Consider the following 18159-nt stretch of genomic DNA (forward strand, 5'->3'; position numbering starts at 1 on the left):
ACAATGGCACAAAAGGAAAATATCATAGAAAATTTTAAAAAGGTTCTGCACAAAGATGAATCGGTTTTGGTACGGGCAGAAATATCAAAAACGTTTTATTTGCCTATGATAAAACTCTATGCCCTGGGATCTCTTCTGCTGTTTATAGGATATGAGTACGAAATAGGTGTGATTGGTATTGTTTTAATGATTCGCACTTTTTTTGTCCATCTGGATGAAATAAAAGAAAAAAAATCCTACAACTGTCTGCTCACACAAAAAAGGCTTATTATTCTCAAGGGCCGGGTACAAAAAGAGATTTTTCCGATTAACCTTGAAGAGATCAGAACTATCTATATTAAGCCTTTCAGTAAAAGATTTGGCAAAATAATTGATGTTGGAACACTGGAAGTAATCACGACATCCGGCGGCAGGTATGTTATAAGCAATATAAAACAGCCCTACCTCTATCACCGCGCCATCATCGGTGATATTGTCAGTGCGACGCACTATTCAAACAAGTCTAAAAAGAGTTAAAACTGAGGCTGCACAAAAGGCACTACCTGCTTTTTACGGCTCAGTACGCCATCGAGCCATGCTTTATGGTCTTGGAGTTTAATGTCAAATGCTTTTTCTATTTTTGACTCATCATCACTCACAACCAAAAGTTTTGAGCCCTCTTTCATAATGTCTGTCAAAAGAATCAAAACAGTATGCAGTCCGCCCTCTTCTTTCATCTTTTTCATATCTTCAAGCAGTTCCTCTTCACGAGGTTCCAAGACTGAAATATCGACCATTTCAAGCTGCCCGATACCGACTTTTGTGCCGTTCATATTAAACTCTTTATAATCCCGTGTATTTAAATCACGGGCACTTGCACCGTCAACAGCAGATTTTACTATAAACATCTCCATCGCCAGTTTTTTATAGTCTGTTACTCCGGCAATTTCTGCCAACTCTTTGACGGCTTTTGTATCTGCCTTTGTACATGTAGGCGATTTAAATATAACGGTATCACTTAAAATTGCCATCATCATTAAACCTGCAATCTCTTTTGGTACTTCCACACCGTAACATCTGTACATTTCATAAATTACCGTGTTAGAACACCCAATCGGTCGAATCCATGCTTCAAGAGGCGTATCGGTAGTCAAATCACCCAGTTTATGGTGGTCGGCAATACCTATTATAGTTGCTTCGTCAATATCGTCCTGAAAATGTGCTTTGTCGGTAGAGTCAACTATAAAAACTCTCTCACCTGCCACTGAAGTTTTGAGCATTGGCAGAGTACCGCCGAATTTCTCTAAAATAAACTCGGTCTCAGCAGTTATTTCACCCTGACGGGCAGGGATATACTCTTCTTTTTCTACTTTGTTTTTTAAATAAGATAATGAGATAGCACCAACAATAGAGTCACTATCGGGATTTTTGTGTCCAAAAACGTATACAGACATTTTTAAGCCTTTATTTTTTTTCGAATTATACTATATTTTATGTAACTTTAACTCTTTTTCAAGATATTCACCGGTGTAAGAGCCTGTTTTTTTATGGTTCTTTGCCAACACTTCAGGGGAACCTTCCGCTATTATGAGTCCCCCGCCGCTGCCGCCTTCAGGACCCATATCTATAATATAATCGGCATTTTTTATCATATCAAGATTATGCTCAATGATGAGCATAGAGTTACCGAGTTCGACAAACTTATGCAGTACATTTGTCAATCTGTCAACGTCGGCAAAATGCAAACCTGTTGTCGGTTCATCCAGAATATAAAGCGTTTTTCCTGTATCTTTACGGCTAAGCTCTTTTGAGAGTTTGATTCTCTGCGCTTCTCCGCCTGAGAGCGTTACGGCATTTTGACCCAAAGTTATATAGCCAAGTCCTACATCTACAAGTGTTTTCATTTTTTGGTGTATCTTAGGAATAGGTTTAAAAAACTCAAAAGCCTCATCCACACTCATGGCAAGCACATCGGCGATGGTTTTACCTTTGTAAAAAACCTCCAAAGTCTGCTGATTATAGCGTTTTCCGCCACAGGCATCGCATTTGACCATAATATCGGGCAGAAAGTGCATTTCTATCTTGTTTTCACCCTCACCCTGACACTTCTCGCAACGTCCGCCTTTGACATTAAAAGAGAATCTTGATGCCGTATATCCGCGAATCTGACTCTCTTTTGTCTGGGCAAAAAGGTTGCGGATTTCATCCATCACACCGGTATAGGTTGCCGGATTACTCCTTGGAGTACGCCCTATCGGGCTTTGATCCAGATAGATAACTTTATCAACATGCTCTAATCCGTTTATTTCTACACCAGCAACTTTATTGACTTTTCTGGCATGATTTAACAGTTCTCTTGCCGTCGGAAGAAGTGTCTGAAGCATCAGAGAACTTTTTCCGCTGCCGCTAACTCCTGTGATGCAGACAAAGTTGTTGAGCGGAATTTTAGCACTCAGGTTTTCAATATTGTTAATAGTGACATTTTTGATTTCTATCCATTTTTCCTGCGGACGTCTGTAAAAATACTCGATTTTTTTACGTCCGTAAAGGTAGTCAGCCGTAAGTGTTTTTGCTTTTTTCAATTTTTCCAGTGTTCCGCTGAAAACAACTTCTCCGCCGAATTTTCCCGCACCGCTTCCTATGTCTACTATAAAGTCTGCATTTTCTATGGTCTCTCTGTCATGCTCAACCACGATAACAGTGTTTCCTTTTTCCTGCAGGCTTCTGAGTGTTCGGATAAGTTTCAAGGTGTCTCTTTCATGAAGTCCTATACTCGGCTCATCCAACACATACATGACACCTGTAAGTCCCGAACCGATTTGTGAAGCTATTCGTATGCGTTGTGCTTCTCCTCCGCTTATGGTTCTGGCATCACGACCCAAAGTAATGTAGCCAAGTCCTACATCATAAAGAAAGAAAAGTCGTTCTTTGATTTCGTTTAAAATAGGCTCTGCTATCATTCTTGACTGTCTGTCGAAATAGGAAAAGTTCTCATCATTGGCAAAAAATTCATAGGTTTTGGCAATCGGCATTTCGAGAAGCTGTGCTATTTTTGTATCAGCCACTTTCACTGCCAAAGATTCGCGTTTGAGCCTGTGCCCGCCACAGACATCACAGACCTTTTCACTCATATAGTCTGCAAGTTCTTTTTCGTCTTTAAGCATATCATAGGCTATACGGATAATACCCGGGAATATTCTTTTTACTTTATGGTTTTTCCACAAAAACTCTACTTCATCTATATTACCGTGTAAAATCGCTTTTTGCTGGTGCAATGGCAATTCAGAATACGGTACGGTAACGTCAATGTCATTATGTGCACAAAAACCCTTTAAAAAGGTAAAATAGTAACCTTTGTTAAAACCGTAAACAATTTTAACAGCACCTTTTTCAATACTCAGATCACTGTCAATAATCTTGTCAATATCAAGTGCATAACGTATGCCAAGACCGTCACATTCAGAACAGGCGCCTTTTGGAGAGTTAAAAGAGAAGCTCAAAGGTTCAAGCGGTTCAAAGCTTATTTTACAGTCAAAACAGGCGTTATGTTCCGAATAGTGAATATGCTGAGGGCAGCCGAGTTCTTCATAGTTGAGTATTTCCACTTCCAGTTCGCCGTAGCTTTCTTTGAGCGCTTTTTCCACATCTGATGCGATTCGTTCTTTGTTCTCTTCTTTGACAATCACTCTGTCAACAACTACTTTAATCGTATGCTTTTTTGTTTTTGAGAGTTCTATCTCTTCATCCAGACGTACCATAACACCGTCAATCTGAGCACGGACATAGCCTTTATGCACAAGTGACTCAATCAGGTCTGCGTAGGCACCTTTGTTCTCTCTTACAAGCGGTGCCATCAGGACAAGTTTTGCTCCCTCAGGCAGCTTTGCAACTTCGCCAATTATATCCGAAGCCGACATTTGAGAAATCTTTTTGCCGCATTTATGACAGTACTGAATACCGACACGGGCATACAGCAGTCGAAAATAATCATATATTTCCGTAATTGTTCCGACAGTTGAACGCGGATTTTTTGAGGTTGTTTTTTGATCTATGGCTATAGCAGGTGTGAGCCCCTCTATTTTGTCAACATCAGGCTTGCCTACACGGTCTAAAAACTGTCTTGCATACGAAGAGAGTGATTCCATGTAGCGGCGCTGACCCTCTGCATAGAGCGTATCAAAAGCCAGAGTAGACTTCCCGCTTCCACTGAGTCCAGTCATCACAATCAATTCATTTTTAGGAATTGTCAAATTGATATTTTTTAAATTGTTTTCGCGCGCGCCGGTGATTTTAATTACATCTTTTTTTTTCATTTATACCTCAAAAAATTCTATAGAGCAAATATATTACAATAATCAGATAAAGAACAGTTAAGAGTTTTTTTTGCAGAGATACATTTAAGATATGATGCTTTAAATGTATGCCTGCATACACACCTGCCAATGATGCCAACCCTATAATGATTCCACTTGTATAATCAACATGCCCGTGCAGTGTATGCGATATCAACCCCGAAACAGATGAAAAAACAACAAAGAACAGTCCTGCTGATGTAGCTTTTTTCAAAGGTACATGTAAAAACCCAACAAGGATAGGGACAAGAATCAGACTCCCGCCTACCCCTATGGACATGCTTATTGCCCCTATGACAAAACCTGTGACAAAAAGCACTGCCTTGTTTACTTTCTTTTCGTGTTTATAGTCATGTGTTTTCATAAAAAGGCGAATAAGTGCAAATGCAGCAAATGCCAAAAAGACCATTTCCAAGGTCTGGTCACTGAAACTTGCCGTAATATTACCGCTTAAAAGGGCACCGGTAAAACCGCCAAGTCCAATAATAACAACCATCAGGACATCAAGTGTTCCTTTTTTATTATTCAGATAGCTGCCGTAAACAGAGCTGAAAACCATCTGAATAACCGAAATGCCTATGGCAATTTTTGTTTCATACCCAAGCAATAGCAGCAGTGGCACCAGAATTGTTCCACCGCCTATTCCAAAAAGCCCGGACAGCAAACCGACAAAAGTACCAAGCAAGATTAATTCAATCATTATTATCCATAACTTTTTTGGAATTATACCCCAATATAAATAATAGTTTAATTTTACTTTGTGTTTCATTCAAGTATAATCTATGAATTATAAGAAAGGTAGATAATGCTAGAGAGCTTAAAAGAAGCAGCAAAAAACTTTTGCATACATCAAATCGGCGCTTCATGCGAAATAAAAGATGCCCCGACAAACAAGAGAACACTTATTGCTTACATAGATGTACAAACTCAAGACCAGAAACGCTACAGAGTTTATATAGCTTCTGACAATGATTTTATGCAGAAAGTTTCAAAACTGTTTTTAGAAGAAGAAAAAAGTGATGAAGAGACGCTCAAGGAAATGACACTTGAAACTGCCAATCTTATTATAGGAAGCGCCAAAGTCATTGCTGAAGGACTTGGAATCTCATATACAATGGGAACGCCTCATTTTGCAAAAGTCGGAGAATTTGACTTTAGCTTTGATGAGCGCAAAGTCGTTCATATAGACAATGCCGAACTCATTATTGCCATTAAGGAATTAGATGCCTGATACAAAAAAATTTGACCTGCAAGAAGAACTTTCATGGATGGACTACTCCGGTATTTTAGACATGGAAGTTGAATTTATTGCTGATCTGGGAGAGACCGAGTTGAGTGTTGCAGAAGTTTTAAAGCTTGAAAAAGGATCTATTATCGATTTAAAAAAACCGGCAGGAGAGAGTGTTGAGTCTTATGTCAACGGACGTATTATAGGAAAAGGAGAAGTGATGGTTTACGAAAAAAACCTCGCTATCCGTATCAATGAAGTGCTGGATTCAAGTGCTGTACTCTACTACCTGTCAAAAGAGAGATTATGATTAAAATTTTATTACTTTTTATTCTGCCGTTTTCCCTGTATGCTTCAAAAATTTTAAGCTATAATATTTATGAAAGAACTGACAGAGCCGATGTCATGATTACTTTTGATACACCTTACACCGGGCAGATAAAGCAGAGTATCAGTAAATCAAAAATCATCATAAAACTTGAAGATGCCACGATAGAATCACCAAAAATAAAAAAAGTCTCTTCCCAGTATTTACACTCATTGACTATCACACCTCTTAACAGTGAAACCCTGATTGTTGCTTCTATATCTCCATCAACAAAACTTATTGCTTCAAAAACATCTGACGGCTACGGATTGAGATTGCGCTTTACAAACAAAACAGCTGTAAAATCATCAACTTTTAAAAAAGCATCATCCTCTTCTGTAAATTCACTCAGTGCATTGCCGACAAAAAAGGATGACGCAATGTCTTCAAGTTATTATATTGTGGTTGCGATTTTAATCCTTGGAATTCTTATACTTTTATATATCAAGAAAAAAATGAAACCTCTCCCTGCTAATACGGAAACATCAAATAACAACTGGCTCTTTAAAGACACAAAAAAATCCCCTTTACAAAATGACAACACTGATATGACAGAACAAAATGTCAGTATACGGTTTCAAAAAGCCATAGATGAAAAGAACAGTGTTGTTATGCTTGACTTTGGCAATCAAAGCTACCTGGTTCTTATGGGTAACGGCAATATACTTCTGGACAAATTTACAGATAACAAGCCGGCATCCCAAAAGGAGTTTGATGAGATTTTACAAAGCAGACATGAAGATTTAGAAAAATTTTTAGGTAAATCGCAAACATCACAAAAGCAGGAACCTCTTCAGGCATACAAAGAAAGAGCTGCAAACATAGCCTATGAAATGCAGTAAAAAACTAATTTACGTTTGGTTTTTGACTCTCTCTTTTAAAACGTTCTTTCAGTAGTTTTTTAATTGTATTGACCTGAGATATACTTAACAAATAGCTCTCATTCATCAATTTATTGATATGAAACACTTCTGTTACAGTAATTCCGTAAGGATCTTTTTTTTCTTTCACAACTTTCCAGTCATTAAAACTGTACAGATAAAGATTCTTACGGGTTGTCTGTATGTAGTACGTCACTACAATCTCATCAGAATGTTTCTTTTCCAATGCAACAACTACCCGTTGTTCTTGCGAATATTCACCCTCTTTTAACTGCAGTATGTTTTTCATATCTTTTACAGTCAAAAAACCGACATAAAATTTATTGTATAGATCATGATATCTTTGTACTTTTTCAGTCATCAAGAAATTCATATCTATGACATATTTTTTATTTGCACGTATTGTTTTGGTAATCCAGCTCATGGTATTATAATACCTGAACGGATGAAGTTTCAGCATGTGTGCTTCTATCATTTTCTTGGAATTTATTTTGTCTTTTGGCAAAAGTTTTTGTTTGTCGAGTTTTGTAATATATTCTAAAACTTCTGCAGCCGAGAACTCTTTTGTAAACCATACTTTACAGTATGACGGGAACTGCTTGGCACCTGTGGCACCTTCATTTAAGATAATTAATGATTTGATTGTGTAGTTTGGAAAGATAATTTCCAAAAGTGCTTTTTTCTTTCTCAGTCTGCGACGCAATTTCAATACAGACTTTACCAGTGTCATTTCAACAAAATAGAGTTCATTGTTTTTTGTCAAAAACATTGCATCAAATTCACTGATTTCACGGCTTTTTGTTCTGTAGACTATTTGTTCTTTCTCGCTGATGGAAAGAGTATTTGCATAGGCTTTGCATTTTCCCTGATGAAAACCCTTGAGTACAAATTTTGTTATATAGTCATTCTCCTGGGCGTAACGCAAAAGCTTCTCATAAATAAAATTTTCATACACTTCCCCTTCAAAGGAACGGTAAGAACTCAAATAGGAAGGATCATCCAGTTCAATGCCTTTTTTAATTAAAGAGAGTAAATGTTTTGTATTATAAACATAATGGAGTAGATTATCCGCTATGTCTTCTTTTTCTAAATTTTTAATTGCCGGAGAAATTTCTAACATCAGAGTGTCATCTCACTGTTTTTAAAGAAGTCATCTATGACTGAACGGTATGTTGCTATATCATCAATTGAGTTTACTTCATTTCTCAAAACTGATGCACCTCGATAGCCTTTCGAATAGGTATGGGTATGCTTTCTAAACATTGCAACACCATGCTGTCCGTAAAACTCTATCATTTTGTCAAAATGTTCCATAATAATTTCATGTTTAAGACTCTGTTCGATAGATTCTGCACCGGTTTTAAGCTGATGAAATATCCACGGAGCCCCTACTGCACCGCGACCTATCATAACCCCGTCAGCACCAGTATGTTCAAGCACCCATTTGGCTTTTTCATAAGAGTCTATATCTCCGTTGGCAATCACCGGGATATCTACAGCCTCTTTTATCTCTCTTATTGCATCATAATCAACAGCTGCTTTAAACTTGCCGGTTCGTGTTCTTCCATGCACTGCAATAAAATCTGCACCGCTGTCCTGTACGACTTTTGCAATATCTACATGGTTTTTCTTTTCAAAGCCCAATCTTATTTTAACACTGGTCATATTTTTATTGGAAGTATTTTTAATAGTTTTTATTATATCTCCCATCAGAGGAAGGTCCAAAAGAAGAGAACTGCCACTGCCGTGACCCACAACTTTGGGTACAGGACAACCACAGTTCAGATCAATAATGTCAATTCCATCCTGTTCGTTTAGTATTTCAACCGCACGACGTACAATATCAACATCAGCACCTGCAATTTGTACAGAATACGGATCTTCCAAAGAAGATTTTTCCAGCATATGCAGTGTTTTTTGTGAACCGTGAGCCAGAGCATTTGAACTCAACATTTCACTGACAGTCAAATCTGCTCCAAATTTTTTCACCACACTTCTAAAAGGAAGATCAGTAAAACCCGCCAATGGGGCTAATACATATAATGGCTTGTCAAAGGAGAGTTTTGTTTTTTTCATTATTACAGAAACATATCTATACTAAAGTTTTGTCCACACTCTTTAAGCGCACGATAAGCCTTAAAGTTCTGATACTCATCAGGCTGAGAATTGTCAAGAATAGCATTGGCCGGTGCTATCATTTCAAGGTCATAAAGCGTATAAAGATACGCATCCACAGCATCTTCATCTTCTTCAGACAATATTTCAAAAAGTTTTATTCTCTGTTCCGGAATCATACCGCCTTTAGATAGAATCGAAGAAATTTCAATATAGTCTTTCTTGCTGAGATCAAGTTTTTTAAATAAATCTATAAGTACTTCATTACTGATTTTCAAAATATTTTCATCAGCATTAATTCTTGAAAGGATTACATGTAAAGCCTCTTTTGTTAAAAAGGATTTATATTTTTCAATACCGCTCAATGGTGCGGTTTTGACATAATCCACATAAACCTCTTTACATATACTGTCATCATATTTGGTACAGTTTGCCAGAATATTTTCTGCACTTATCTGACCTTTTTTGTATCTGTTTCTTTCGTTTTGTATCACAAGTTCATTGTCAGACGGTAAATTGTACGGTTTAAGATCCACAACTTCACCGTTTTTGACATCTTGAATAATACGCAGTACTTTTTCAATTTTTTCGTTATTTATTTTTCCTATAATCTCTCCGACCGGGTGCATCTCACTATTTTGCAAAAGCGTTCCCAATAGAGTATATCTATCAGTTTTAAATGTATAGTTTCTCTCTTTTTTTCCCAGGTAGGCATCAATAACAGCATTAATAAGTTTTTCATAATCTTTTTCATATTTACGTAATCGAAAATTACCGATAATTGAATAGAATGTCATATGTGCCACGCTTGCAAGGTATAGGATAAATATCGGTATGATTACCCATAAAGCAATTGAAAGTGACGGCATAGGAATGCCAAACAGATCTATACTCATGCTTTCCTGTGTTACATATGCGTAAACATACCAACCGACAAGTCCCATCCAAACCAATGCAGCTACTGTGTACCTTTTAATATACATTCTCCAATCCTTTATTTAGATTTTTCTACTATTTCTCTACAGTCAATGCAGTATGCAGCATGCGGTTTTACTTTCAGTCTTTGAAATCCTATTTCATCTTCACACATTTCACAAACACCATAACCACCGTTTTTAATTTTAGAGAGTATTTTTTCAATCTCATCCAATTCCTGCTTTTGCTGCTCTATTATAGCACCTTCTACCATAGAATTGTTATTTGCCGAAGCATGATCGCCTTCATCATTTAAATCTAACGAACTCAGCTCACTTAGTTCTGTTCGGACATCCTGAATGTTTTTCTCTATCTGTTCTTTTCGACTCAGTAGTAACTCTTTAAAATATTTTAACTCACTTGCTTGCACTTATATTTCCCTTTTATTTATGATATGGATGATTGCTCAGTATAGCAAAACCTCTATAGATCTGTTCCAATAAAACCGCCTTGGCAATTTTATGACTCATTGTTATTTTGCCTAAACTGACAACAGCATTGCTTTGGTCTAAAAAATCTTTTTCAAAACCATATGCTCCGCCTATAAAAAATTTTACGGACATTTTATCATTTAGAAGCTTACTAAATTCAAAACTGTCTACTAGTTTTCCATCTGGATGCAAAGTTATACAGAAATCTTTCCCAATATAAGCTTCTAAAACTTTGGTATATGCTTTTTGAGCGGCCTGTGGGGAAATTGTGTGTGCTTTTGTTACATCTTTTGAAAAAATCTCCGTATCTTTTACAGTTGCAAACCTTGATATCATTTTTGTCAACTCTTTATACAGCGGATCGTAAAGTGTTTTTTCTCTCTTTGCTATAGAGACGATTTCTATATTCATTGGAGTAAGCCGCTCCCGATTACATTGTATGTTACATGTTCAAATGAATCATTAAATTTCACACCGCCTATAGCAGCGACATGGTGTCTGGATTTTGAGGCAATGGTATCCAGGGTATCTCCAAGAAGGCTTGATACATCTTTTTTTGTATCAGTATTTCTGTATGCGCCAAGTCCGATATAGTTTAAATCCATTGCATTTGCCTGCAAAACTTCTTCTTCATTATGCGTTGAAATACCTAAAATTTTGTCTTCATTTATAACACTTCGTAAAATTTTGACTGCCTTGAATACATCTGTATCTATAGCTTTAAGATCTTCCTGCCCTACATGCACACCATCGCAGAATTCAACAAGCTCATAGGCATCATTCACTATCAAAAAACCGTCATAAAGTTTTCTGATTTTTATCAATTGTGCTTTAATAAAAGCGATGTCTGCATTTTTATTTCGATATTGTATAATTTCAGCATTCTTCTTTTTTGCAATACCTATAAAGGATTCTAAAGAAATTCCTTTTTTATCAAGCATGTCCTGATCACATAACGCATAGAGTCTCATATCAGTCTTTTTTCAGTAAAGTCAGCATATCAGAGAGGGTTTTTTTCAACTTGTTTCGATTGACAATCATATCAATGGAACCGTGTTCTAGTAAAAATTCAGCTCTTTGAAATCCCTCAGGCAATTCTGAACCAATAGTCTGCTCAATAACTCTCTGTCCTGCAAAACCGATCAACGCTCCCGGTTCAGCTATAATAATGTCACCAAGGTTGGCAAAAGAGGCACTCACCCCACCCATCGTCGGGTCCGTAAGCACAGAGATAAAAGGCAGTTTGTGATTGGAAAGTTTTGCCAGTGCCGCCGAAGTTTTACTCATCTGCAGCAGTGAAAAGGTTGATTCCTGCATTCTTGCACCACCTGAGGCACTGAGTATAATCAAACCCTGCTTTTTCTCAATAGCTCTCTCAGCCGCGCGAACAATTTTTTCACCCTCAACTGAGCCCAAAGAACCGCCCATAAAAGCAAAATCAAAAATGACAAGCTGTACATCAACCCCGTTCATTTTACATTCACCGCTTACTACTGATGATTTTCTTCCTGTTTTTGCATAGGCTTCTTCAAGACGTTTTTTATAAGGTTTTTTGTCAACAAACTTCAACGGATCCACAGGTTCCAATGAAGCATCATACTCTACAAATGTTCCCTCATCTGCAAGCATGTTGAGTCTCTCTTTTACACCTATACGGATATGATACCCACATTTTGGACATACATAGTTTTGGTTCTCAACTTCTTTGTAGTACATAAGAGAGTGACATGATTTGCATTTAATCCAATGAGATCCTGCTTCGGCTTTTTCCGGTTGTTTATTGTCAAATGTTTTTGTAAAAAGGTTTAGTAAATTCAAAAAAAATCCTTAAATTATATAAATAGACTCTATTATAGCAAATTAATGTTGATTTTAAAGAATTTTTGAAAATATTTTTTTCAGAAGAAAGGCAGATTTACTCATCAAAAACAAGTAAATCTGCTTGAATTTATTGCAACAAAGAGTCTATAATGCTTCTTGCTGCCTCACGACCGTCAAAAGCCGCAGTTACAACTAAGTCAGCACCACGAAAACAATCGCCTCCGGCATATATGCCGGGTGTTGTTGTTTCGTATGTCTCTTCATTTACAATAATCCCACCCCATGAATTTGTCTCTATACCGTTTTCAGCTAAAAACGACGGCACAACAGGATCAAATCCAAGTGACATTATAACCACATCTGCATTCACTCTGAATTGTGAACCTTTTACCTCTTCCATGCGTTGGCGGCCTGAAGCATCTTTGGCACCCAAAGTTGTTTTTACAACTTCTACCGCCACTGCACGTCCTTCCTCATTTAATATTATCTCTTTGGGTGCTACAAGAAATGTAAAATCAACACCCTCTTCCATCGCATTTTTATACTCTTTTTTACTGCCCGGCATGTTTTTTTCATCTCTGCGATACAAACATGTAACAGATTTTGCACCTTCTCGTTTTGCAGTTCTTAAACAATCCATCGCCGTATCACCTCCACCGATGACCACAACATTTAAATCTTTAAAATCAAATTTTTTATCATACGGCTGTTTAAAATTCTTTCTTTGTATGTTTGTAAGATAATCCATTGCCTTGTAGACATTTGGTGCATTTTCACCTGCGATACCCGCACTTTTTGCTTTTGTTGCACCAACGCCTATAAACATTGCATCATGTTCGTTTGCAATAGTTTCAAACTCTATATCGCGTCCCACTTCACTGTTGAGCACAAGTGTCAATCCGGCCTCTTCCAAAAGTTTCACACGTCTCTCAACTACTTTTTTATCGAGTTTGAAATTTGGAATACCGTATGTCAAAAGACCGCCTGCACGGTCACTTTTTTCATACATGGTTACAGCAATGCCTGAACGCAAAAGATAGGTAGCAGCAGAGAGTCCTGCTGGACCGCTTCCGATAACAGCCACTTTTTTATCTGTTGTTATTCCAGGAAAATCCGGTGTATATCCTGCTTTAAATCCTGCTTCAGTAATGTGTGTTTCAACAGAACCGATGGTAATCGCCCCGTGCCCGTCATTTAATGTACAATCCCCTTCACAAAGTCTGTCATGCGGGCATACTCTTCCCATGACTTCAGGGAAAGGAGAAGGTTCATTGGAGAGTTTAAAAGCAAATTCCAAATCTTTTTCGGCAATAGATTTGAGCCATTGAGGAATATAATTGTGCAAAGGACATTTGTTTAAACAAAACGGATCGCCGCACTGAATACATCTGTCACTCTGTGTTGCTGCCTCATCTTTATCAAAGACTTCGTAAATTTCACCAAAATCTTTTGTTCTGTCAACAACCAGTCTTTTTGCCGGGTCAATTCTCTCAGTTTTTAGGTATTCGCGCATTTTAGTCTCCGTTCTCTAGATTAAGAGGTAATTTTGTTAAATTTTTAGGTTTTACCAGCCAGAAGTTTCGTACTTCCACTCTAAAGTTTTCCAGTAAATCTTCAGCTTTTTTGCTCTTTGTTTCTACTACATAATCTTTGAGCAGGCGTTTGAGGTAATGTCGTGCTTCATCTCCCTCATCTGTATCAATTCTTACAGCTTCCACAAGTTCACTGTTTACATTTTCAATAAAATCATGATCTTCATCATAGACAAAGCTCACGCCTCCTGTCATTCCTGCACCAAAATTAATACCGGTACGTCCCAGAATGACAACAACACCGCCTGTCATATATTCACAGGCATTGTCCCCGGTCCCCTCAACAATAGCAAAGGCTCCGGAATTACGTACTGCAAAACGCTCTCCGACACTGCCTGAAATATAAAGTTTTCCGCCGGTAGCACCATAAAGACAGGTGTTACCGCCTGCTGAAAATTCTTCACCCTCATTTTTGGAAGTAATAATGATTTTTCCTCCGTGCATACCTTTGCCTATATAATCATTTGCAACGCCGTCAAGATAAATCGAAACACCCGGAATTAAAAACGCACCAAGTGCCTGTCCGGCTACACCGCTGAGATTCATTTTGATTGTATCCGGCTTCAGTCCTTCATCCCCGTAGTATTTCGCAATTTCTCCGGATATCAAAGCACCAAAACTTCTGTGGATATTTTGGATTTCTCTTTTGATGCGTATCGGGTATTCAGGATGTTTAATCGCATTCATCGCCTCTTTGAGAACATCTTTTTCAAATTTGTTATCATCAAAAGGCGGATTAAACGGCTGTTGATGCGTATTGACACCCTCTTCTCTGTGCAGGATTGCCGAGAAATCAAATTTCTTGGCAAATTCATCGTCTTTGACACTCAGCAGGTCCACACGGCCTATCATTTCCTCCATGGTTCTGTATCCAAGTTCTGCCATAATGGCTCTGATATCTTCGGCCAAATATGTAAAATAATTGATTACCTGATCAACATGTCCTTTAAAGAACTCTTCACGAAGTTTTTCGTTTTGTGTTGCAATACCTACAGAACATTTATTGACATGACAAATACGAAGCATTTTACAGCCTACAATAGTCAAAACACCTGTACCGAAAGCAAAAGACTCCGCACCCAGCAAAGCAGCTTTAACAACATCAAGTCCTGTTTTTAGTCCACCGTCTGTCTGTAATTCTACAAGTCCACGCAGATTATTTGCCTTAAGCGCATTATGTGCTTCAGACAATCCGAGTTCCCAAGGATTCCCTGCAAATTTGATAGAGGTCAGCGGAGCGGCACCGGTACCACCGTCTCCTCCTGAAATAATAATTTTATCAGCATAGGCTTTTGCCACACCCGCAGCAATGGTGCCTACTCCGACAGTAGATACAAGCTTGACAGCGATTCTTGCCGCAGGATTGACCTGCTTCAAATCAAAAATCAACTGTGCCAAATCTTCAATAGAATAAATATCATGGTGTGGCGGCGGTGATATAAGTGTCACGCCGGGAACTGTATGACGAAGCTTTCCGATAAGAGCAGTCACTTTATGCCCCGGAAGCTGTCCGCCTTCACCCGGTTTTGCACCCTGTGCAACTTTAATCTGAATCTCCTCTGCACTTCTCAGATACGCCGGAGTAACACCAAAACGGCCTGAAGCGACCTGTTTGATTTTGGAAACTCTCTCTGTGTTGTATCTTGCTTTGTCCTCTCCGCCTTCTCCTGAATTTGACTGTGCTCCGATTCTGTTCATTGCAATGGCAATTGTTTCATGGGCTTCAGGAGAAATGGAGCCAAGACTCATAGCAGCGGATGCAAAACGTTTGAAAATCGCTTCTTTCGGTTCAACTTCTGATATATCAATCGGTTTTCTGTCTGATTTCAAGTCAAAGAAATCACGAATAAATTTCAATCCGCGCTTGTTCACAAGGTTTTTCAGTGTATCAAAATTTTCCTGTGTAGGGTGTTTGGAAACAGCATGAATTGCATGAATGACAGCAGGACCGAAATCATGATGTTCCTGATTTGTATAAAACTTATAGTAGCCACCGATATTCAAAGGAAATATTTTGTTAAAACCGTTTGTTTTAAAAGCATCTTTATGGGCTTTTTGCAGTCTTTCGTCTATATCTTCATAGGTAAGTCCGCTGAGCGTACAATGCGATGTTGCAAAGCACTCTTTTACTATGGTTTTATCCAGTCCCATTACATCAAAAAGACCGGAATTTCTGTAAGAGGCAATTGTTGCAATTCCCATTTTGGACATAATTTTCAAGAGTCCGCTGTTGAGTGCAGTGTGTACAGATTTATAGGCTTCAGAAAATGTCATATTTAACGCTTTTGATTTTTCAAGCTGGTTTGCCACTGTTGCGAACAATACATAAGGATGGATTGCCGAAGCACCATATCCAAGGAGTACTGCAGCACTGTGCGAATCAATGACTTCTCCCGTTGTAGCGATAATAGAAACCAAATGACGAATCTTTTCGTTCAGTAAAGCGAAGTTCAAACGGCCTATGGCCATTGCCATCGGAATAACTTTGTTGTCCTTGTCAAATCCGCTGTCATCCAAAATGACAATGCGTGTTCCTTCATTTTTAACCGATGCTATGACTTTTTGAACCAATGCTTCCAAAGAGGCTTTCAAATCGCTTATATAGGTGGTTGAAAATGTGGCATTTTTATAAAATTCCTGATATCTTGGAGAGGAATCATTGCCAAAAGACTTGAGCACTTCCAACTTTTCAGTCGTTATTATCGGAGAAATAGACTTCAGCCTGTGCGCATGTGACGGAATTTCATCCAGAATATTATGCACTTCACCAAAACCGGTATTTAAGCTCATTACAACTTTTTCACGAATAGGATCAATTGGCGGATTGGTAACCTGTGCAAATTTTTGCTTGAAAAAATCAGTAAAATTACGCTGTTTTTTAGAAAAAGCTGCAAGAGGTGTGTCATCACCCATAGAACCCACGGCTTCTTTTGCCTCTTTTACCATTGGTTCGATTACCTGTTCAATAACTTCCTGCGTAACATTAAAATATCTTTGTTTGGCAATCAAATCTGCCTCATCAACTTCTCTGCATACAACATACTGCTCTTCCACATGTTCCTGCAAATAAATCATATGTTCATTCAGCCACTTCATATACGGATTGGAACCTTTTAAATAATCATCAATTTCCTGACTCTTCAGAAGCTTGCCAAATTTCAGATCAAGTCCTATCATTTCCCCTGACTGCAGACGTCCACGCTCTTTGATCTCTTCTTCGGGAATATCTACAACACCGTACTCGGAAGCTATCAGAAGGTTGTCATCTTTTGTTACGATGTATTTTGATGGACGCAAACCGTTTCTGTCAAGTACACAGCCTATATATCGTCCGTCTGTTACTGAAAATGCAGCCGGACCGTCCCATGCTTCAAATACAGTTGAATGATATTCATAAAAAGCTCGTAATTCAGGATCCATATGCGGTGCGTTCTGCCATGCCGGAGGAATCACTGCACGGACAGCTTTGAAAAAGTCCATACCGTTTACAATTAAAAATTCAAAAAAGTTATCGGCTGAAGCACTGTCAGAAGCACCGGGCTGCAGGATAGGAAGCAGTCTTTTAATTTCTTCGTCGCTGAATACTTCGCTTTTTATTGATTCAGATTTTATAGCCACATTAATGCGGTTGGCTTCAACAGAGTTGATTTCTCCATTATGCGCTACAGCACGAAACGGCTGTGCAAGACGCCATTCAGGGAGTGTATTTGTTGAAAATCTTTGATGAAAAAGTGAAAAAGAGATTTTAAAATTTTCATTCTGCAGATCTTTGTAAAATTCTTTGATATGCGTAGGCATAACAAGCCCTTTATACGATAGCACTTTCGAACTCATAGATGCTATATAGAAATCTCTTTCAGAAATCATTTCATGTTCTGCTTCTTTGCGTGAAAGATATAAAAGTGCATCAAATCTGTTTGTGGCCATGATTGAATTAGGAACAATGAAAAGCTGTACGATGTGAGGCAGTGAAGCCAGTGCCTGGTCTCCTAGAGCATTGGTGTCAATTGGAACATCACGGTGTAAAACCACTTTTAAATCATTGTTGTTACAAATAGATTCCAGTGTCTGCAAATGCTTTTTTTCTTTGGTAAAAACTACAGCTACTGCAAACTGAGACGGTAATTCTATACCTTTTTCTTTTGCTTCATTTTTAAGAAAATCAGTCGGCATGGAAAGCAGTAAACCGCTTCCGTCCCCCGTTTTTCCATCTGCAGCAACAGCACCACGGTGCATCATGCGTTCAAGCGCAGTCACTGCATCATTGAGCACTTTGTGTGAAGGTTTGTTTTTGATGTTGGCGACAAGACCAAAACCGCAATTATCCTTAAATGATCTTAATAAATCATGATGTTCAACCATTTCAACTCCCAAATTTGTAAATTTTATATGCAAAACATATAAATTTAATCTCTTTT

At 38.2% G+C, this 18159-nt stretch carries 16 protein-coding genes; 4 read left to right on the forward strand and 12 right to left on the reverse strand.

Translation table 11 applies throughout. From position 1 onward, the window contains the following. Nucleotides 1-3 precede the first annotated feature (3 nt). On the forward strand, nucleotides 4-516 hold the full coding sequence (locus MLC35_RS06650) for a hypothetical protein (RefSeq protein WP_434636268.1): 513 nt from the start codon (nucleotides 4-6) through the stop codon (nucleotides 514-516). Here MLC35_RS06650 and MLC35_RS06655 read toward each other — a convergent pair. Genes MLC35_RS06655 through MLC35_RS06665 form a run of 3 tightly spaced genes read right to left on the reverse strand, consistent with a single transcriptional unit; the run spans nucleotide 513 to nucleotide 5031 of the window. Then, on the reverse strand, nucleotides 513-1433 hold the full coding sequence (locus MLC35_RS06655; protein WP_434636270.1) for a manganese-dependent inorganic pyrophosphatase: 921 nt from the start codon (nucleotides 1431-1433) through the stop codon (nucleotides 513-515). The genes MLC35_RS06650 and MLC35_RS06655 overlap by 4 nt on opposite strands. A 30-nt stretch (nucleotides 1434-1463) precedes the next feature. Then, entirely contained in the window at nucleotides 1464-4292 is a 2829-nt protein-coding gene (gene uvrA, locus MLC35_RS06660; RefSeq protein ID WP_434636272.1) for an excinuclease ABC subunit UvrA, read from the reverse strand. A 7-nt stretch (nucleotides 4293-4299) separates the two neighbouring features. After that, nucleotides 4300-5031: a sulfite exporter TauE/SafE family protein gene (locus MLC35_RS06665; RefSeq protein ID WP_151900202.1), complete on the reverse strand. Its 732-nt coding sequence runs from the start codon at nucleotides 5029-5031 to the stop codon at nucleotides 4300-4302. 105 nt (nucleotides 5032-5136) lie between these two features. On the opposite strand from MLC35_RS06665, the gene MLC35_RS06670 reads away from it, so the two are divergent. The 3 genes from MLC35_RS06670 to MLC35_RS06680 are packed head-to-tail and all read left to right on the forward strand — an operon-like array spanning nucleotide 5137 to nucleotide 6768. Further along, the gene (locus tag MLC35_RS06670) at nucleotides 5137-5562 is read left to right on the forward strand and encodes a chemotaxis protein CheX (protein ID WP_151900201.1); all 426 of its coding nucleotides are present in this window, start codon (nucleotides 5137-5139) and stop codon (nucleotides 5560-5562) included. Further along, a complete protein-coding gene (fliN, locus tag MLC35_RS06675; protein WP_151900200.1) occupies nucleotides 5555-5869 on the forward strand; it encodes a flagellar motor switch protein FliN in 315 nt (104 codons plus the stop codon). Before MLC35_RS06670 ends, fliN begins: the two co-directional genes overlap by 8 nt. Next, the gene (locus tag MLC35_RS06680; protein ID WP_418640383.1) at nucleotides 5866-6768 is read left to right on the forward strand and encodes a hypothetical protein; all 903 of its coding nucleotides are present in this window, start codon (nucleotides 5866-5868) and stop codon (nucleotides 6766-6768) included. Before fliN ends, MLC35_RS06680 begins: the two co-directional genes overlap by 4 nt. 4 nt (nucleotides 6769-6772) lie before the next feature. On the opposite strand, the gene MLC35_RS06685 is transcribed toward MLC35_RS06680, so the two are convergent. From MLC35_RS06685 to gltB, 9 genes are all read right to left on the reverse strand, one after another. Then, complete coding sequence (locus MLC35_RS06685; protein WP_434636275.1) at nucleotides 6773-7927, reverse strand: hypothetical protein; 1155 nt, start codon at nucleotides 7925-7927, stop codon at nucleotides 6773-6775. Then, on the reverse strand, nucleotides 7927-8883 hold the full coding sequence (gene dusB, locus MLC35_RS06690; protein ID WP_151900197.1) for a tRNA dihydrouridine synthase DusB: 957 nt from the start codon (nucleotides 8881-8883) through the stop codon (nucleotides 7927-7929). Before dusB ends, MLC35_RS06685 begins: the two co-directional genes overlap by 1 nt. Nucleotides 8884-8885: 2 nt before the next feature. Further along, the gene (locus tag MLC35_RS06695; RefSeq protein ID WP_151900196.1) at nucleotides 8886-9905 is read right to left on the reverse strand and encodes a hypothetical protein; all 1020 of its coding nucleotides are present in this window, start codon (nucleotides 9903-9905) and stop codon (nucleotides 8886-8888) included. A gap of 11 nt (nucleotides 9906-9916) precedes the next feature. Continuing rightward, the gene (dksA, locus tag MLC35_RS06700) at nucleotides 9917-10267 is read right to left on the reverse strand and encodes an RNA polymerase-binding protein DksA (RefSeq protein WP_434636277.1); all 351 of its coding nucleotides are present in this window, start codon (nucleotides 10265-10267) and stop codon (nucleotides 9917-9919) included. A gap of 13 nt (nucleotides 10268-10280) precedes the next feature. Continuing rightward, complete coding sequence (locus tag MLC35_RS06705; RefSeq protein WP_434636279.1) at nucleotides 10281-10739, reverse strand: 23S rRNA (pseudouridine(1915)-N(3))-methyltransferase RlmH; 459 nt, start codon at nucleotides 10737-10739, stop codon at nucleotides 10281-10283. After that, nucleotides 10736-11299, reverse strand: coding sequence for a thiamine phosphate synthase (locus MLC35_RS06710; RefSeq protein ID WP_434579734.1), 564 nt, complete (start codon nucleotides 11297-11299; stop codon nucleotides 10736-10738). The genes MLC35_RS06705 and MLC35_RS06710 overlap by 4 nt, the downstream gene beginning before the upstream one ends. 1 nt (nucleotide 11300) lies before the next feature. After that, nucleotides 11301-12146: an acetyl-CoA carboxylase, carboxyltransferase subunit beta gene (gene accD / locus MLC35_RS06715; RefSeq protein WP_151900192.1), complete on the reverse strand. Its 846-nt coding sequence runs from the start codon at nucleotides 12144-12146 to the stop codon at nucleotides 11301-11303. Between the two features lie 130 nt (nucleotides 12147-12276). Next, nucleotides 12277-13662, reverse strand: coding sequence for a glutamate synthase subunit beta (locus MLC35_RS06720; protein ID WP_151900191.1), 1386 nt, complete (start codon nucleotides 13660-13662; stop codon nucleotides 12277-12279). A 1-nt stretch (nucleotide 13663) separates the two neighbouring features. After that, complete coding sequence (gene gltB / locus MLC35_RS06725; RefSeq protein WP_151901508.1) at nucleotides 13664-18103, reverse strand: glutamate synthase large subunit; 4440 nt, start codon at nucleotides 18101-18103, stop codon at nucleotides 13664-13666. Between the last annotated feature and the right edge of the window lie 56 nt (nucleotides 18104-18159).

The organism is Sulfurimonas sp. NW7 (assembly GCF_051132265.1).
Taxonomy (GTDB): Bacteria; Campylobacterota; Campylobacteria; order Campylobacterales; family Sulfurimonadaceae; genus Sulfurimonas; species Sulfurimonas hydrogeniphila.

Excerpts from the sequence above, each read along its gene's own strand:
- MLC35_RS06670 (WP_151900201.1), top strand. The coding sequence starts at position 5,137 with ATGCTAGAGAGCTTAAAAGAAGCAGCAAAAAACTTTTGCATACATCAA.
- MLC35_RS06705 (WP_434636279.1), bottom strand. The coding sequence starts at position 10,739 with ATGAATATAGAAATCGTCTCTATAGCAAAGAGAGAAAAAACACTTTAC.
- MLC35_RS06685 (WP_434636275.1), bottom strand. The coding sequence starts at position 7,927 with ATGTTAGAAATTTCTCCGGCAATTAAAAATTTAGAAAAAGAAGACATA.
- MLC35_RS06655 (WP_434636270.1), bottom strand. The coding sequence starts at position 1,433 with ATGTCTGTATACGTTTTTGGACACAAAAATCCCGATAGTGACTCTATT.
- gltB (WP_151901508.1), bottom strand. The coding sequence starts at position 18,103 with ATGGTTGAACATCATGATTTATTAAGATCATTTAAGGATAATTGCGGT.
- uvrA (WP_434636272.1), bottom strand. The coding sequence starts at position 4,292 with ATGAAAAAAAAAGATGTAATTAAAATCACCGGCGCGCGCGAAAACAAT.
- MLC35_RS06720 (WP_151900191.1), bottom strand. The coding sequence starts at position 13,662 with ATGCGCGAATACCTAAAAACTGAGAGAATTGACCCGGCAAAAAGACTG.
- dusB (WP_151900197.1), bottom strand. The coding sequence starts at position 8,883 with ATGAAAAAAACAAAACTCTCCTTTGACAAGCCATTATATGTATTAGCC.
- fliN (WP_151900200.1), top strand. The coding sequence starts at position 5,555 with ATGCCTGATACAAAAAAATTTGACCTGCAAGAAGAACTTTCATGGATG.
- MLC35_RS06680 (WP_418640383.1), top strand. The coding sequence starts at position 5,866 with ATGATTAAAATTTTATTACTTTTTATTCTGCCGTTTTCCCTGTATGCT.
- MLC35_RS06695 (WP_151900196.1), bottom strand. The coding sequence starts at position 9,905 with ATGTATATTAAAAGGTACACAGTAGCTGCATTGGTTTGGATGGGACTT.
- MLC35_RS06665 (WP_151900202.1), bottom strand. The coding sequence starts at position 5,031 with ATGATTGAATTAATCTTGCTTGGTACTTTTGTCGGTTTGCTGTCCGGG.
- MLC35_RS06650 (WP_434636268.1), top strand. The coding sequence starts at position 4 with ATGGCACAAAAGGAAAATATCATAGAAAATTTTAAAAAGGTTCTGCAC.
- MLC35_RS06710 (WP_434579734.1), bottom strand. The coding sequence starts at position 11,299 with ATGAGACTCTATGCGTTATGTGATCAGGACATGCTTGATAAAAAAGGA.